Consider the following 16,124-nt stretch of genomic DNA (forward strand, 5'->3'; position numbering starts at 1 on the left):
ATTTAAGTGAATATTACACAGCTGCAAAGCTTTATCCAATAAGGTTTTGCGGCATTTTTTTTGGAAGACTTGCGGATTCAAGGAGCTATCGGGACTATAAGCGCAGCGGTCTTGATTCTTTATTCAACAACAATGATTAACTCCTAAGTTTCTTTTTGGTTAATATTGAGAACGCCAATGTCGCACAAAAACCTATTAGAGAAAAAATAGCCATGACCGCAAAGACGTGTTGATGCCCTAATTCGCCTGGTGAGTTATCTAATAGCACTCCTATCATCGGTCCTGCAAAGATATCTGGTGTATACCCAACCACTGAGATAAATCCGACCGCAGTACCTGTAATGGCCAAAGGTAATTTGGCTTCCTCCATGATGGCAAAATAAAGTACTCGTGTGGCATAGACACCAATGGCCATGAAAATAACCGATATGATAAATAAGTAAATAGTGTTGTCGGAAATAATGCCTGAAGCAAAAAATAAACTGCTGAGCATCATGATCAAGAAACCTATAATGATCCACAATGATGCACGGGTTCTATCGGCCAAAAGTCCGATGGCAATTCCGGTTACAGGTCTGATGTAGAGGAGGTAGGTCCCAATCTTTGCGGATCCAATATCGTTGTAACCTAAAACATCTTTGGCGTACAAACTAAAGATATCCGTGGTTTTATAGCCTACATAAGCACACAAAATGATGAGCATCATCAGCCAGACTGTTGGGTATTTTAAAACCGATTTAAAATTTTCAAGCGTATATATTTTTTTCTGACTTTGAAATGCCTCAACGTTAACCGATAAAGGCTTAAGGAAGTAGTAGACTAAAATTGCAATAAAGATAATCATCGCTGAAGACGCCCATATGACGTATTTAAAAGCATCTTGAAGATCCAATAGTGAAGCCTCAGAAACATCAATGGTTATCATATAAGAAAAGACCAAAACGCCAAGAGAACCGAAGCCAGCGGCTACGAGTCCTCTCCCGCCATCTAAAAACCCAAAGGCGAGACCCTGCTTATCTTGTCCGCCCCAAACTCTGGTGGCTTTGATCATGGGTGCCCAAAACAAAAATATTGTGGTAAATCCGTAATAACCAAAAAGCAGTCTCATGGCAAAATAGGAGGGAAAGGTGGCCATATAAAAACCACCGATGGCTGTCATAAACAATGCCACTGCCATTAATGTTCTGGGTGCATATTTGTCCGCTAGCGAGCCACCAAAAAAATACGATATGAACGCAACAACGCCGTAAACTGAGAAGCAATTTCCCAATTCCAAATTGTTAATATTAAAAACCTCTAAAAAAGTAGGTCTAAAGATACGTGCCAATACAAAGGGGAGCACAAAAATGGCCTCTCCTGCGAAAATTAATAAGAGAATGATAAAAAACGGCCGTTTGGATTTTGAAGTGTCCATTACACCTGCAAAATGCCCATATTAAATTTCTTTTCAATAGGTGAATGGTTTGCCGCCTCAATTCCCATACTGATCCAAGTTCTTGTGTCCAATGGATCAATAATGGCATCCGTCCAGATTCTTGCCGCAGCATAGTAAGGTGAGACTTGGGCATCATAGCGATCCTTGATCTTCTTGAAGAGTTCGTCCTCTTTTTCCTTTGTGATAGTTTCACCTTTCTTTTTAAGTGAGGCCGTTTCAATTTGGAGCAATACTTTGGCGGCACTGTTGCCACTCATGACGGCCAGTTCTGCACTTGGCCACGCAACAATCAATCGTGGATCATAGGCTTTTCCACACATGGCATAATTTCCCGCACCGTAACTGTTACCAATGACAATGGTGAATTTTGGAACTACAGAATTGCTTACCGCATTCACCATTTTTGCACCATCTTTAATAATGCCACTGTGTTCACTTTTACTGCCCACCATAAATCCCGTGACATCCTGTAAAAATACCAAAGGAATTTTTTTCTGATTGCAATTGGCAATAAAGCGGGTGGCTTTATCGGCTGAATCGTTATAGATCACGCCGCCAAATTGCATTTCTCCGGATTTAGTTTTCACTAACTGACGTTGGTTTGCCACAATACCTACCGCCCAGCCATCGATACGTGCATAAGCTGTGATGATGGTTTTCCCGTAGCCTGCTTTGTATTCGTCAAATTCAGAATCGTCCACCAAACGTTTGATGACTTCATACATATCGTATTGATCGCTACGACTTCTTGGAATAATGCCGTAGATATCTTCAGGATTTTCTTTAGGTTTTATAGCTTTTGCACGATTAAATCCAGCTTTATCATAATCACCAATTTTATCTATAATGTTTTTGATGGTGTCCAAAGCATCTTTATCGTCTTTGGCCTTATAATCGGTGACGCCGGAAATTTCGCAATGGGTTGTAGCTCCTCCTAAGGTTTCGTTGTCAATGGTTTCTCCAATTGCCGCTTTCACCAAATAACTTCCAGCAAGAAAAATACTTCCGGTTTTATCCACAATTAAGGCTTCATCGCTCATGATAGGCAAATAAGCACCGCCTGCCACGCAGCTTCCCATCACAGCCGAAATCTGGGTAATGCCCATACTGCTCATAATAGCGTTGTTTCTAAAAATACGACCAAAATGTTCCTTGTCTGGGAAAATTTCGTCTTGTAATGGTAAAAACACGCCAGCAGAATCCACTAAGTAAATAATTGGCAATCGGTTTTCAATAGCGATTTCTTGGGCTCTTAAATTCTTTTTTGCAGTGATCGGGAACCAGGCTCCAGCTTTTACTGTGGCATCATTGGCCACCACCAGGCATTGTACACCTTTAACATAGCCCATCTTAATCACCACACCTCCCGAAGGGCAACCACCGTGTTCTTCATACATGTCTTCGCCTGCAAATGCGGCAATCTCAATGGATTTAGCTTTAGGGTCCAACAGATAATTGATACGCTCACGTGCGGTCATTTTACCTTTCTCATGTTGTTTGTCGATGCTTTTTTGTCCGCCACCCAATTTTACCTTGGCAAGACGATGGCGTAAAGAAGAGAGTTGAAGTTTGTTGTGATCTTCGTTTTTGTTGAAGTTAAGGTCCATTGCAGTTTTTTAGTTTGATGTAAAAATACAAACTTTAAAAGTTATACAAAAGAAGCAGATAAGGATAAAGACGAATTATTTTTTTAATAATATATCAAGGAAATCTCATGCTAAGAGCGCAAAAAATTTTAACCTATATTTGCGGGAAAATATATTAGAACTCTTATGAAGACAAATAAAATTATTTATTACTTATCAACAGGATTATTGACATTATTGTTGCTTTTCTCTGCCGGTATGTATTTCTTTAATTACGATGAAGTATCAGAAATGTTTACGGAGTTTGGTTACCCAACTTACCTTATTTATCCTTATGCCACCCTAAAGCTTTTGGGATTAGTTGCACTTTGGATCCCGAATTTTAAAACCATAAAAGAATGGGCTTACGCTGCTTTCTTTTTTGCCTTTATTTTGGCGTTTTTTGCGCACTATATGATTGGTGATGGAGAACACATTTCGGCTTTGATCGCGATGGTTCTATTAATAGTTTCTTACATTTTTAATAAAAAAATCACAACATTGGATGATTAAGATATTAGCATTTGCAGGTAGTAATAGTAAAGACTCGATTAACAAACAACTCGCCATATACGCGTCAGGATTAATTGAAAAGGCTGAAGTAACCGTTTTAGATTTGAATGATTTTGAATTGCCTATCTTCAGTAAACATTACGAAAAAAGCCATGGTATTCCTGAAAACGCTATGTCCTTTTTAAATTATATAAAACAATCCGATGGAGTAGTATTGTCATTAGCTGAAAATAATGCCGCCTATTCTGCGGTGTTTAAAAATTTATTTGACTGGATGTCCAGAGCAGAAGCTAAGTTGTTTTTTGGTAAACCGATGTTGCTCATGGCAACTTCTCCAGGAAGTAGAGGCGGAATTTCTGTTTTGACTATGGCGAAAGAACGTTTTCCACGTCATGATGCGCAAGTAGTAGCAGACTTTTCATTGCCATCATTTGAGGTCAATTTCTCCAACGGTGAAATAACAAATCCTGATTTAGACAACGAACTTAAAGGTAAAGTAGAACTATTAAAAGAACATCTGTAATTTTGGAAATTCAACACTCAGATAACGGAAAAGAAGGTTCATTTTATATCGAAATAGATGGACAAAGAAAAGCAGAAATGACTTACTCTTATAAAGACGCTAATACCATTGATATTGACCACACCGAAATTGCGAAATCCTTACAAGGAAAAGGGATAGGCTATGAGTTGATTGATGAGGCAGTGAGGTTTATGAGAAACAAAAACCTGAAAGCGATTACCTCTTGTTCTTATGCAAAAGCAATTTTCGAGAAAAGGCAAGCGGAATATCAAGATATTATTAAATAATTGATGGAATTCTTAAATTGACTTGTAGGTCGATTCCTCAATTATAATCAAAAAAAGGATTACAAATCCAAGTTCTTGTTTAGTGTCTTGCTTGATGCTTCTTTAAAATATAAATAGCAAAAGCAATAAGGATACCCGTTGCAGCCATTGCTGCACCTACCCAATCCGCAGATGTGTAACCATAGCCCATCGCAATAGGCAGTCCTGCAAAGTAAGCGCCTGACGCATTTCCAATATTAAAAGCACTTTGATTAAGCGAGGAACCCAAGGTTTCAGATCCTTTTGACGATTGGATGATGAGCATCTGAATAGGTGTGGAGATTGCAAAGGATACCATTCCGATGATAAAGGTCATTACCAAGATCATTGTTTTATCGGATGCCAAATACGCATTGAGCGAAAGACAGATGACCATCAAGGTGAGCACAATAGTTACGGTGTTCAGCGGTGCGAATTTCTCCGTCAGTTTGGCTCCGACGAAATTCCCTATCACCATTCCCAAACCAGCCAAAACCATTGCGTAAGCCACTACATTTTCTGAATGCCCAGCAACTTCGGTAATCGACGGAGAAATATAGCTGTACCAAGCGAAAAAGCCACCAGTACCAATAGTAGTCAGTAAGATGATGAGCCACAATTCAGCACGTTTAAAGATTCGAAATTCCTTTAAAAAATTACTTTCTGAAGACTTTTTGAGAGCTGGCATCCAGAATTTGACACTTAAAACTGCCAAAACGCCAACCACGCCAACCATTAAAAACGAGACGCTCCAATCAAAGCTTTTGCCTAAATAAGTTCCCAATGGAACGCCTAAAAGATTGGCAAAGGTCAATCCGCTGAACATGATTGCAATCCCTTTGGCCTCTTTTCCTTGTTTTGATAATTTGCCGGCAACTACTGCACCGATTCCAAAAAATGCACCATGTGGCAATCCCGATAAAAAACGTAATGCCATAAACGAATTGTAGCCTGTAGCAAATGCCGATAGTGTATTAAAAACTGTAAACCATAGCATGAGCACCAACAAAACCTTGTTTGCAGGCCATTTGCTGCCAAAACCAGTCAATATTGGTGCACCAACTACGACGCCCAACGCATAAGCCGAAATAAAATGTCCTGCTTCGGGAATACTGATGTCAAATGCAAGGGCTACATCTGGTAGAATACCCATGATTACAAATTCAGTCAATCCAATTCCAAACCCGCCAATGGCCAATGATAATAAGGCTTTATTCATTAAATGATATTTATCGGTTCAAAAAAATAATCGACAAAATTAAGACATAGGTTCAGAGTAGTCGTCGAAATTATGATAATTAAAAGTTAATTGATAACTTGTGAAAAAGAGGACTTTATGGATGCTAAATAACTAAAAATTTGGTAGATAGTTTAATTATAAATCAATAATATCATGATGCGATAGAAGAATGAATTGCCGAAGGTTTAAACCAATCCTGTTTTTAGGAATCCTTTTAAAAACCCACTTTAAGAGCTGTTTTTATGTTAAAATAATCGATATTTGTAATTCCCTTAAAAACTAAGATTTATGGCAATGAATAAAAATACCGTACTGGCTTGGGCCACAACAATTATGATCATCGTTGGAGTTGCACTTATAGCGCTTGGCGCATTCAGATATGATGATGTGGCAGGCTATGGATTTGCAGCAGTAGGCATTGGCTTCTTCGCCATCGCCTGGGTGTTTAACGCATTAAAAGGACGAGTGTAGCGTTTAATCAGTTGTCAGTTTAGAGTTATTCAAATTTTATGACTACCACAACTACTTGATATGATAATAACTATTAACTTATTTCAAAAATGAGCGACGATAAAAAAGTAATTTTTTCGATGCGAGGTCTTACTAAGACTTTTAAAGGTGCTGATACACCAGTGTTGAAAAACATACATTTAAGCTTCTTTTATGGAGCTAAAATTGGAATTTTGGGCCTTAACGGTTCCGGGAAATCTACTCTATTAAAAATTATTGCCGGACTGGATAAAAACTACCAGGGCGATGTCACTTTTCTTCAGGACTATTCAGTAGGCTTCTTGGAACAAGAACCACAATTGGATGACAGTAAAACCGTCATGGAAGTAGTTCGCGAAGGCGCAGCAGAAACAGTGGCTATTCTCGATGAATACAATAAGATCAACGATATGTTTGGTTTGGAAGAAGTCTACTCTGATCCAGACAAAATGGAAAAGTTGATGAACCGCCAAGCGGAATTACAGGATAAAATCGACGCTTCCAATGCTTGGGAGCTCGATACGAAATTGGAAATCGCTATGGATGCCTTAAGAACGCCCGATGGCGATAAAAAGATCGGCGTGCTTTCCGGTGGTGAGCGCCGTCGTGTGGCTTTATGTCGACTCTTGTTACAAGAACCTGATGTATTATTGTTAGATGAGCCAACCAACCACTTGGATGCGGAATCTGTGCATTGGTTAGAGCATCATTTGTCTCAATATAAAGGAACGATTATAGCGGTAACCCACGATAGATATTTCTTGGATAATGTTGCTGGTTGGATTTTGGAACTTGATAGAGGTGAAGGTATTCCTTGGAAAGGAAACTATTCGTCTTGGTTGGAGCAAAAATCTACCCGTATGGCTCAAGAAAGTAAAACGGCTTCTAAACGTCAAAAGACTTTGGAGCGTGAGTTGGAATGGGTACGTCAAGGAGCTAAGGGACGTCAGACCAAGCAAAAAGCTCGTTTGAACAATTACGATAAACTGATGAGTCAAGATCAAAAGCAACTTGACGAAAAACTGGAGATCTACATTCCAAACGGACCTCGTTTAGGAACGAATGTGATTGAAGCCATCGGTGTGAGTAAAGGTTATGACGACAAATTACTTTATGAAGATCTAAATTTCAATTTACCTCAAGCTGGTATTGTTGGGGTCATCGGCCCGAATGGCGCGGGAAAAACGACCATTTTCAAAATGATTATGGGTGAGGAAACTCCGGATAAAGGTGAATTTAAAGTGGGTGACACTGCGAAATTGGCTTATGTTGATCAAAAACATTCCAATATTGATCCTGAAAAATCAATATGGCAGAACTTTAGTGACGAACAGGAACTGATCATGATGGGTGGAAAACAAGTCAACTCACGAGCTTATCTAAGTCGCTTTAACTTCTCAGGAAGTGAACAAAATAAAAAAGTTAAACTCCTTTCTGGTGGGGAACGTAACCGTTTGCACTTGGCCATGACGCTTAAGGAAGAAGGTAACGTATTACTTTTGGACGAGCCTACCAACGACCTGGATGTCAATACACTAAGAGCATTAGAGGAAGGTCTTGAAAATTTTGCGGGTTGTGCCGTGGTGATCAGTCACGATAGATGGTTCTTGGACAGGATCTGTACACATATCCTGGCGTTTGAAGGCAATTCTCAGGTGTATTTCTTTGAAGGCAGCTTTAGTGAATACGAAGAAAACAAGAAGAAACGTCTAGGTGGCGACTTGACACCAAAACGCCTTAAGTATAAAAAATTAGTTCGTTAATAATCGCTAATAAAAAATGCCGCTCAACGAGCGGCATTTTTTAATTAAGTGAAAGATTATTTATTTTTATGAATTGATTTTAATTTTGCTTTAAGCTTATATACTTTATAAATATTCAAACCTAATAAGATCAATAAAGTAACAACTGCTATTGATAAAACGCTGATCATTTTATTAAGATCTTGAATGGTTGTTAAGATAGTAATGAAATTAACCATAATTGCGGAATTGTCTAGTTATTGTCATATAAATGACCGTCAGTGAAATCCTTATAACTCTCATCAACTTCTGCTTTGAAAGCATCACTATCGGTTAATCGCTTGTTTTCAGCTTTTAATTTATACATCTTAATTACTGCTATAGCAATAAAAAATAAAAATACGCCAGCGGTTATTAGTAAGACTATGGTAAGATGTTCTGTACTTACTACGGCTAATTGGGAAATTTTGTATAAGGTAGGAAACATAATTTCAAATTAATTAGATTTGGTTGGGTGCTCAAATATACACTTTTAATTTATTCCGTAACTATGTCATACTAAAAAAGTTACAGGGATGGATTCTTTTTCGTCATTATCCAGACTCGATAAACCGCTACTTATACCAGTCTAATTGAACAATTTCGATGTCAGGATTTGATTTATTAACAATGGACCTAAACTTATCAACATCACTCATTCCGTCAGTACCTCTATAGTGATAAGGATATACGTTTTTCGGCTTAAAATCCAGTACTGCACTTGCTGCACTCTCAACGGGCATCGTATATGGCAGGTTCATACAAATAAAGGCGATGTCAATATTCTTTAGATTCCTCATTTCTGAAATGTCTTCCGTATCACCAGATATATAAACTCTTTGATCGCTCCACGTTAAAACATATCCATTGCCTCTCCCTTTTTCATGATATTTCAAGGCCTCTTCCCTTAAGTTGTACATCGGGATGGCTTCAATAGAGAAGACGTCAAGGTCCAAGGTTTCGCCATTGTTCATAACGATAACTTCTTTGGCTTTTAGTGCGGGCAACTGTTCTTTCACTGTTTGTGGGACAATGAGCGTCGTAGAATCCAATGCCATACGTTCTAAAGTAGAGGGATCCAAATGATCCCCATGAATATCGGTGATCAAAATATAATCTGGTTGTTCCTGACCAGAAAATGCTTCAATACCACCAACTGGATCTACATAAACGATCTGGTCTTCGTATGCTAAGACCATTGTAGCATGACTTATTGGAATGATTTTAATTTCTTCCGGTTTATTCGACTCGAATAACTCATTCGCCGACTCTGAGGCTATTTCTACGACTTTTTCCGTACTGTTTTTGCAGTTGAACAATAGCACTATAAATACTGATGTTATAAGACTTGAGTGTTTCATTTTTCTGATTTTAGTCTCTTAAAGATAGTGACTTTAAAACTTATTTATAAACTCTGTAACAATTTTGCAACAATTCCTACAAATAAATTAAAGGAATAATAATTTTGATACTGATTTATTTTAACGAAATTGCTACTCATTAAACTTATTTGAACACACTTAAACAATATACTTATGTCTGATGATTTTGATTTATTAGAAACCAATTCTAACGAGAAAACTGGTAAAGTGGATGTCAATTGGGGTAAAGCCATTGACACCATGAAATCTAAGTTAGCCCAGGAGGACGATCCGCAGTCCCGTCAAAAAATCCTGAACGCCACGCTCGATGATGTGGTGCACATGGCAGAAAAAGACAGAACAACGCTTTTGGATGCCATCAAGGACCTTACCGATTATCAGGATGAAGTGGGAATTATCTTTGAAAAGTTCTCCTCTCTCAATCCTGATGAGCAACGCGTCATTGACGATGCCCAGAAAGCATTGGAACGCGCTCGTATTGAGTTGGAAGATGCACGTAATAAACCGGATACCTGGTGGAATAACCTTTGGGGACGAAAAAGCAAGATCAAACAAGAAGAGCAAGAGTTTAAGGAGGCCGAGAAAGTTAGGGCAGGTGCAGATAACAAAGCAAAAGCCATGTTCCAGGAGCGCATTGAAAGCGCCGATGTACAAACCCTTTTAAGTGAATTGTCTTTTAAAAGTCAAGCCGCGGTATCCCGTTTAAAAAACAGGGAGGTTGAAATTAAAGAGGTGGAAGACAAGCTTCAAATTGCCATTGTTGAAGCTACTAAAAATCACACTCGAGCTTTAGAAAAGAAGAAAGAAGTAGAAGCAAAGCTCGATGATAACTACGCATTGTTAAGACAGGCCCGTCAGGAATTGGACGAGATTGTCGACAAGCAATCGGCAGATTACGCCCAGTCTGTAGGTAACGTCACTACTTTAGAGCAAAAAATAGAAGAATTGGAAGGTCTTAAAAATGCCTATACCACTTTGGCCGCGAGTAAAGATAGTTTTGTGCATAAACACAACCTGACCATTAAAGTATTGACATCTTTACGAAGCAACTTACAAACGCATCGCGCTAAATTAAAGAGCGATACCGAAGAGCGTCTTAAATATTATGATGGTTATGTCGTGGCACTTAAAGCGCGAACAGATCAGGAGTTTGCAGCTATATTAGAACATTTGGGGGTCAAGACCGATGAGCATATTGGAGAAACTTTAGCGTCAATGCATACTGCAAGTGCCAAAGCACGTCAGGAAATGATGGAAAATATCCCCGTACACGAAAAAGTGATGCAAGGGGTCTACAGCAGTTACGCTGAAGCTTTACAGGAAATCCGTACCAAAGATGCCGATATCCAAAAGAATTTCGCTGAGCGTTACGGTATCGACATGAAAGAGATCTTTGAAGATTACTATAAAGCTGATGCTACCAAGCCTTCAGGGAATGACAATGCAGGAAAACCTGCAGCAGCACCAAAACCAGAAACTAATAGCGACGATCTATTGTCCTGATAAAAAGATGCCGACTGACCTGAAAGGTTTTCAAAACCTGTCAGGTCTTTTGAGTTTTTTTGTTCATGGCGTTCCCACGCGAAAAGCGTGGTCAGGTTTTCCGCTGTATCTTTTTTGTTTGAAGATTTCGACAAGCTCAACCTCTAAACAAAAAAGGATGCCGCTGCAACCCTTAACGCGTGTTTAGGTAACAACTAGATTAGGAATCATTCATAATTTTTCATCATTAATTTTTAACTAGAAAAAGTGTCCATCAATCACATCGTAACACCATTAGATTCTGCATATCTCGACTCCAAGGAGCAGTATGTGTTTTATCATAAAATGGTCGATTTTGCGCTCAAGGAATTAATTGTGAGTGCACAACGTGAAAACTTGTGTACTACTCAGGAACTCATTTTTTTTAAACAATATGCAGATTTGCTATTGTATTCTATTGAAGCCATGCGGGTCAAGTACATGTATGACGAAGAAGAGAATATGAAAGTCGATTTGACCGAATCTGGTTTTCCAAATTATTTGGAATTCCGCTATTTGTTCAATGATTTATCATTAAAGGAAAATTATGTCAACAAGCTCAAAGATGTGAGTGAGTTACAGGAAGAGTTTTTAGATACTTTGCTCCGAAAGAAAGAACCTATTAAAAAAAGCCGATTGTTTCAGGCGGCCTCCATTGTCTATTACACATCAGTGGAACAGAAATTTATTTTTAATCGTTTTGTACAAGGGAAAATCATAAAGGCACCAGAAGATTCTGCAGCTGAGTTTATGACCAGCTGGAGTTTTTTTGACGTAGGTTGCAACCGACCTTTTGTTTGTTATATGTACTTTGATTTTGAAGGTACTAATATTGAAGCCAATAAAACTCAAATCTATGAGGTGCTCAAAAACACCGCAGATCGTGAAATGAACTTAGACGTCATGGCCTATGGTATTGATCGGAAATTGAAGGATATCAAGCCCAAGCACATCAAACGCATCGATTTGGGGCCGTTCCATAATGTATTTGCCAAGGACGAAAACCAAATCACCCATGCTATTTTAAAGAATATTGCAGATAAAGTTGTGCCTTTGGAAAGCTATGCACTCTCCTTAAGCGTTGACGAAGTACTCTCAGGTAGCGAATTTAGCGAAGGTGGCTATTTCTCAAAACAAACCTTGCAGAAATGGAATGACCCCATTCATAAAAGTTATGTCTTGGCACCACATCGCATCATTCAGTTATTGTACAGTAAAACGCCGGAAATCATGAATAAGTTGGCAAAACCACCGATTCAGATAGCAGATTTGAAAATAAGTAAAGTTTAAAAATAGAATAAAGATCGCTGCGCTTATAGAATCAAGAATCGAGACTTTTAATTGTGAAGAATTGGAAGTTTTTTTAAATAAACGGAGAAAAATTTCTTCCCTATTTAAGGGAAGGCGGATTAAATTCCCGTAAGGGAATTGAAGTAAGTTATCAGTCGGCAGTCGGCAGTTGGCAGTCGGCAGTTAGCTGAATATTTCAAATTAATTTATAAACAGAGTACTGAAGATTACAGAAATGAGTTTTAAAAAGTTATTGGCATATCAGAAAGGATTTGATTTAGAGATGGATATTTTTCACCTAACAAAAGAGTTTCCTAAATCTGAGCAATTTTTGTTGACTTCGCAAATGGTTAGATCAAGTCGAGCTGTGTGTTCTGCAATTGCTGAAGCTTATCGAAAACGTCAATATGAAAAACATTTTAAAAGTAAATTGTCAGATGCTGATAGTGAAAATTCAGAAACTCAATTGTGGTTAGACTTTGCCTTGGCTTGTCATTACATCGATGATAAAAAAGAGAAAAGCTACAGCTAAAAAGTGAAGAAATCGGAAGACTCTTAAACTATATGATTAACAATCCTGATAAGTTTGGATTAAAATAATAAAGGCACTCCACGACTGAAGACTGAAGACTGCCAACTGAGGACTAAAAAATATGCAACAAAACTCAACATTCCCCATAAAACAAAATGACCTCGATATGCTTCGTGATGAAGCAGCATCGTATCTTAAAAGTATCCAATGGGAACAAGGGCAACGTGCCAAAAACAAAGATAAAGATGCTAAAGACGATTCCATTCTTCTTTATCTTTCCAGAGCCAATAACGGCTCTAATATGGCAGAAACCACGTCGGTGTCCAAAACTATTCTGGAACTTAAAAAGCGTTTGCTTCCCGATTCAATTGCCATTCCAGTATTACTTAACCAAACCTTGTATGCCGTTCAGGAAGGTTTGACCTTAGGTATTTGGATCAAGGACAGTTATTATGATGCTTCAGGATTGTCCAGTTTAAATGAGCGCAAAGCCTCATTGGACAGCATGGGCAAGAGAGAGTATGAAAGTAAAATGCATACTGCAACAGCCTTCATGTTGTTTTCAGCGGCCTATAATATTTTGCACAATCTAAAACCTTATGCATCTGACGATTTGAGCGTTATGAAGCAAAAATTTGCAGGCATTCCCGAAGTTTCGTTTTTGTCGCCTTTAAAAGGGGTGGCCTGTACCTTGTTTTATTATGACAAATATTTGGGACATCCTGATATTATCAAAAGTGATAAGGATGTGGCCGATTTCACAGTGGTCTTCTTTGAAGCATTGATTGATGAAATCCAAATGCGAAAAGCCACGTTGGAATATCAGGAAACCATTGTGGACAGAACTTACAAGTTGGAGCATTCCGAATTTGCGATTTCTGGATGGAACAACGTTTTTGCCGGTGCTGCCAAGAGTGTAGAATTCAACAAAATTAAGTTTGAGCAGATTGTCGGAAACAAAGATGCCAAACATTTTGCACGCCGATTGACCGAACGTATGTTGAGTTATGATTTTACCGCCAAAAAGAATCCGTTTCAGGAATTGGGCGGATTTATGCCAGTTTTTATGGGCTACGGTATACCTGGAACAGGAAAAAGTATGCTCATTGCGGCTATCGCCACAAAATTAAAGGAACATTGCGACCATCTGGAGATTCCGTTTCTATTCCATCCAATGCCTGATACTTTGATTTCAACATTTCAAGGCGGTTCTGCCGAAAAAATGGTGGAATGGATGAAGCCTATGCAAGATCCATCAAAATTGATTTTCGCACCAATTGATGATGCTGAAAACAACTTGCAAGAACGAACTGCACAAGGTGTTTCTGCAGGTGTTAAAGAAGTAATTGGAGTGTTTTTAAGATATACAGAAGGCGCTTATGCGGTGAATTACGGCAATAGTTCCATAGGATTATTCACTAATTTACCAGAGATGCTGGATAAAGCTGTGATTTCGCGAGTGCAAGGTCGATTCAAAATCGATGGCGCCAGAACCGAACATGACTTTTTGGATCAAGATCATATATGGTGGCGCAAGTTGGAGAAAACGATGCCGGATTTCATAAACATGAAAGATCCAAATCATTATAACTATCTCCAAGATCAAGGTTTGGCGAAGAATATGGGAGAGATTTTAAGCGCAGTCGACAAGCCATCAGAAGAACGCGTCCATGCTGTTTATGATCAGGTTGAAAAACAGTTTCAAACCAATGAACATCAGTTTTACGCCAATCTATATAAGGAAATTCAAAAAGTTTTCCCGTTCTTTTCCTCAAGGGATGTTCGGAATATACAATCGGCCATATCATTACGATTAACCGATTTTGATTTGGAACCCTCATGGTTTGATAATCCCGAAATCTATTTTAAACAGCCTTATGAGACCAAATTCAACATGCTGCAGGAATTGATGCGCGCCAATATGAAAGGCCTTAATTTTTCTGAAATAAGACGTCAGGAAGTCGTGCGTTATTTGGATAACGTGGCTACAATTGCTGACACCGATTTCAAACGACAAGTCGATTCAAGAGTCAATCAACTTAACATTGAATTGGAAGCACGAAAGAAGTTTGAAAAGTAGAGAATAGATTAGAGAAAATAGACTAAAGAATAATCTAACTTAGAGACAAGCCTGCCCGTCCACTTGCCCGAAACTTTTGTAGAGGCGGGTAGCATTTGCGGAGGAGGAAAACAAGAAACAAGAAACAAGAACAAGAAAAATTTCAATGTCAAACAACATAAAAAACATCGCCATTAAAACACTTTCCAAAGCTTGGGCTACTTTATTGGAGATCAATTATGATTACCAGTTCAAAGATGGCACATGGAAACACGTTTCCAGAGAAAGTTATGATCGTGGGCATGGCACCGGAATTTTATTATACAATGTTGATAAGGGCACTATTATTTTGACTAAACAATTCCGAATGCCAATTTATCATACCAATAAAGATGAAGCGATGTCCATTGAAATCTGTGCTGGAGCCATAGACGATAATGATTTGCCAGAATCCACAATAATTAGAGAAGTGGAAGAGGAAGTTGGATATAAAGTTAAAGACGTTAAAAAGATAATGGAAACGTACATGTCACCTGGCGCCTTAACCGAAAAGATGTATTTGTTTGTGGCGCCGTATTCAGAAGACATGAAGGTCAATGAAGGGGGTGGTGTTGCCAGTGAGGATGAGGAAATTGAAGTTATGGAGCTGCCATTTTCGAAAGCTTTAGAAATGATGGCATCTGGAGAAATTCAGGACGCCAAAACTATTATTTTATTGCAGTATGCGCAAATTCACAATATATTTAAATAATTGTCATAATGACAGAAGGAGAGATAATAACTGAAAGTAACACCAATAAGGTTCTTGCGTTGCAGGATTACCTTTCAATTGGGTACATCTTTTTATTGATTCTTGGAATTTTCCATGAAACGATTTATTATAAGTTTATAGGAGTCAATATTTTGGATTACTCCTCTATTTTGGATGTTCTAATTAGTCCAATTTCAGTGATGTTTGGAAATTTAGTATTAGGATTTACTGTGGTGGTGTCAGTGTTTCTATCGTATTGGTACTTGAAAGTAATTCCCAAATATTACCACTGGTTGGGAACTAAAAAGCGCTATCAACAGGGTAAAAGAAAAGAAAAATTAGAGAAAGGAGTTGCAAGACTTAAAAGTAAAAACGGTGCTCTTATGTTCATTTGTTTTTTTGTGTTTTCTTTGTTTATTGGGTTAGCAATCGGAAGTGGAAACAAGACAAACGATAGAATTCAAAATGACGATTTCAAACTGACACATCTTCTACTTTTTAAGGATGGTGAACAACAAGAAATAAAAATGTTGGGTAAGAATAGCCTATACGTGTTTTATGTTATAAAAGGAAAAGATGAAGTTTCGATTGCACCTATTGATGGAAATATAAAGTTGATAAAGAAGTTAAAAGAATAAACCCGCCAGTCGACTGGCAGTGAATAAAGAATAATTTTTT

General features: G+C 38.2%; 16 protein-coding genes. 11 read left to right on the top strand and 5 right to left on the bottom strand.

The annotated features are described in order from the left end of the window. Positions 1-136 precede the first annotated feature (136 nt). Both J4051_RS07060 and J4051_RS07065 read right to left on the bottom strand, forming a co-directional pair. The gene (locus J4051_RS07060) at positions 137-1,414 is read right to left on the bottom strand and encodes an MFS transporter (RefSeq protein ID WP_208233169.1); all 1,278 of its coding nucleotides are present in this window, start codon (positions 1,412-1,414) and stop codon (positions 137-139) included. Continuing rightward, entirely contained in the window at positions 1,414-3,042 is a 1,629-nt protein-coding gene (locus J4051_RS07065) for an acyl-CoA carboxylase subunit beta (RefSeq protein WP_208233170.1), read from the bottom strand. Before J4051_RS07065 ends, J4051_RS07060 begins: the two co-directional genes overlap by 1 nt. A gap of 165 nt (positions 3,043-3,207) precedes the next feature. Between J4051_RS07065 and J4051_RS07070 the strand changes: the two genes are divergently transcribed. The 3 genes from J4051_RS07070 to J4051_RS07080 are packed head-to-tail and all read left to right on the top strand — an operon-like array spanning position 3,208 to position 4,383. Then, complete coding sequence (locus J4051_RS07070; protein ID WP_208233171.1) at positions 3,208-3,573, top strand: DoxX family protein; 366 nt, start codon at positions 3,208-3,210, stop codon at positions 3,571-3,573. Next, a complete protein-coding gene (locus J4051_RS07075) occupies positions 3,566-4,096 on the top strand; it encodes an NADPH-dependent FMN reductase (RefSeq protein ID WP_208233172.1) in 531 nt (176 codons plus the stop codon). The genes J4051_RS07070 and J4051_RS07075 overlap by 8 nt, the downstream gene beginning before the upstream one ends. Positions 4,097-4,098: 2 nt before the next feature. After that, on the top strand, positions 4,099-4,383 hold the full coding sequence (locus tag J4051_RS07080) for a GNAT family N-acetyltransferase (protein ID WP_208233173.1): 285 nt from the start codon (positions 4,099-4,101) through the stop codon (positions 4,381-4,383). A 79-nt stretch (positions 4,384-4,462) separates the two neighbouring features. On the opposite strand, the gene J4051_RS07085 is transcribed toward J4051_RS07080, so the two are convergent. Beyond that, positions 4,463-5,620, bottom strand: a complete 1,158-nt coding sequence (locus tag J4051_RS07085; protein WP_208233174.1) for an MFS transporter — start codon at positions 5,618-5,620, stop codon at positions 4,463-4,465. Positions 5,621-5,935: 315 nt separating this feature from the next. Between J4051_RS07085 and J4051_RS07090 the strand changes: the two genes are divergently transcribed. Next, a complete protein-coding gene (locus J4051_RS07090) occupies positions 5,936-6,112 on the top strand; it encodes a CAL67264 family membrane protein (protein WP_236027304.1) in 177 nt (58 codons plus the stop codon). Between the two features lie 89 nt (positions 6,113-6,201). Then, entirely contained in the window at positions 6,202-7,893 is a 1,692-nt protein-coding gene (gene ettA / locus J4051_RS07095) for an energy-dependent translational throttle protein EttA (protein WP_208233175.1), read from the top strand. A 232-nt stretch (positions 7,894-8,125) separates the two neighbouring features. Here ettA and J4051_RS07100 read toward each other — a convergent pair whose 3' ends face one another. Further along, complete coding sequence (locus J4051_RS07100) at positions 8,126-8,359, bottom strand: hypothetical protein (protein WP_208233176.1); 234 nt, start codon at positions 8,357-8,359, stop codon at positions 8,126-8,128. A 127-nt stretch (positions 8,360-8,486) separates the two neighbouring features. Beyond that, positions 8,487-9,272, bottom strand: a complete 786-nt coding sequence (locus tag J4051_RS07105; RefSeq protein WP_208233177.1) for an MBL fold metallo-hydrolase — start codon at positions 9,270-9,272, stop codon at positions 8,487-8,489. 174 nt (positions 9,273-9,446) lie between these two features. Here J4051_RS07105 and J4051_RS07110 point away from each other — a divergent pair, with 174 nt between their 5' ends. From J4051_RS07110 to J4051_RS07135, 6 genes are all read left to right on the top strand, one after another. Next, a complete protein-coding gene (locus tag J4051_RS07110) occupies positions 9,447-10,796 on the top strand; it encodes a coiled-coil domain-containing protein (RefSeq protein ID WP_208233178.1) in 1,350 nt (449 codons plus the stop codon). A 246-nt stretch (positions 10,797-11,042) separates the two neighbouring features. Then, positions 11,043-12,104 carry a hypothetical protein gene (locus J4051_RS07115; protein WP_208233179.1) on the top strand — a complete coding sequence of 354 codons (1,062 nt, stop codon included), beginning with the start codon at positions 11,043-11,045 and terminating at the stop codon, positions 12,102-12,104. Positions 12,105-12,339: 235 nt separating this feature from the next. Beyond that, the gene (locus J4051_RS07120) at positions 12,340-12,636 is read left to right on the top strand and encodes a four helix bundle protein (RefSeq protein WP_317192701.1); all 297 of its coding nucleotides are present in this window, start codon (positions 12,340-12,342) and stop codon (positions 12,634-12,636) included. Positions 12,637-12,757: 121 nt separating this feature from the next. Further along, positions 12,758-14,716: an AAA family ATPase gene (locus tag J4051_RS07125; protein ID WP_208233180.1), complete on the top strand. Its 1,959-nt coding sequence runs from the start codon at positions 12,758-12,760 to the stop codon at positions 14,714-14,716. 145 nt (positions 14,717-14,861) lie between these two features. Further along, positions 14,862-15,446 (top strand): NUDIX domain-containing protein, encoded by a 585-nt coding sequence (locus J4051_RS07130; RefSeq protein WP_208233181.1) that lies wholly within the window; start codon positions 14,862-14,864, stop codon positions 15,444-15,446. An 8-nt stretch (positions 15,447-15,454) separates the two neighbouring features. Then, a complete protein-coding gene (locus J4051_RS07135; protein WP_208233182.1) occupies positions 15,455-16,084 on the top strand; it encodes a hypothetical protein in 630 nt (209 codons plus the stop codon). The last annotated feature ends 40 nt before the right edge of the window (positions 16,085-16,124 follow it).

It is taken from the genome of Gelidibacter pelagius (assembly GCF_017581925.1).
GTDB lineage: Bacteria > Bacteroidota > Bacteroidia > Flavobacteriales > Flavobacteriaceae > Gelidibacter > Gelidibacter pelagius.

Coding starts and splice junctions, on each gene's coding strand:
- J4051_RS07060 (WP_208233169.1), bottom strand. CDS start 1,414: ATGGACACTTCAAAATCCAAACGGCCGTTTTTTATCATTCTCTTATTA.
- J4051_RS07065 (WP_208233170.1), bottom strand. CDS start 3,042: ATGGACCTTAACTTCAACAAAAACGAAGATCACAACAAACTTCAACTC.
- J4051_RS07070 (WP_208233171.1), top strand. CDS start 3,208: ATGAAGACAAATAAAATTATTTATTACTTATCAACAGGATTATTGACA.
- J4051_RS07075 (WP_208233172.1), top strand. CDS start 3,566: ATGATTAAGATATTAGCATTTGCAGGTAGTAATAGTAAAGACTCGATT.
- J4051_RS07085 (WP_208233174.1), bottom strand. CDS start 5,620: ATGAATAAAGCCTTATTATCATTGGCCATTGGCGGGTTTGGAATTGGA.
- J4051_RS07090 (WP_236027304.1), top strand. CDS start 5,936: ATGAATAAAAATACCGTACTGGCTTGGGCCACAACAATTATGATCATC.
- ettA (WP_208233175.1), top strand. CDS start 6,202: ATGAGCGACGATAAAAAAGTAATTTTTTCGATGCGAGGTCTTACTAAG.
- J4051_RS07100 (WP_208233176.1), bottom strand. CDS start 8,359: ATGTTTCCTACCTTATACAAAATTTCCCAATTAGCCGTAGTAAGTACA.
- J4051_RS07105 (WP_208233177.1), bottom strand. CDS start 9,272: ATGAAACACTCAAGTCTTATAACATCAGTATTTATAGTGCTATTGTTC.
- J4051_RS07110 (WP_208233178.1), top strand. CDS start 9,447: ATGTCTGATGATTTTGATTTATTAGAAACCAATTCTAACGAGAAAACT.
- J4051_RS07120 (WP_317192701.1), top strand. CDS start 12,340: ATGAGTTTTAAAAAGTTATTGGCATATCAGAAAGGATTTGATTTAGAG.
- J4051_RS07125 (WP_208233180.1), top strand. CDS start 12,758: ATGCAACAAAACTCAACATTCCCCATAAAACAAAATGACCTCGATATG.
- J4051_RS07130 (WP_208233181.1), top strand. CDS start 14,862: ATGTCAAACAACATAAAAAACATCGCCATTAAAACACTTTCCAAAGCT.
- J4051_RS07135 (WP_208233182.1), top strand. CDS start 15,455: ATGACAGAAGGAGAGATAATAACTGAAAGTAACACCAATAAGGTTCTT.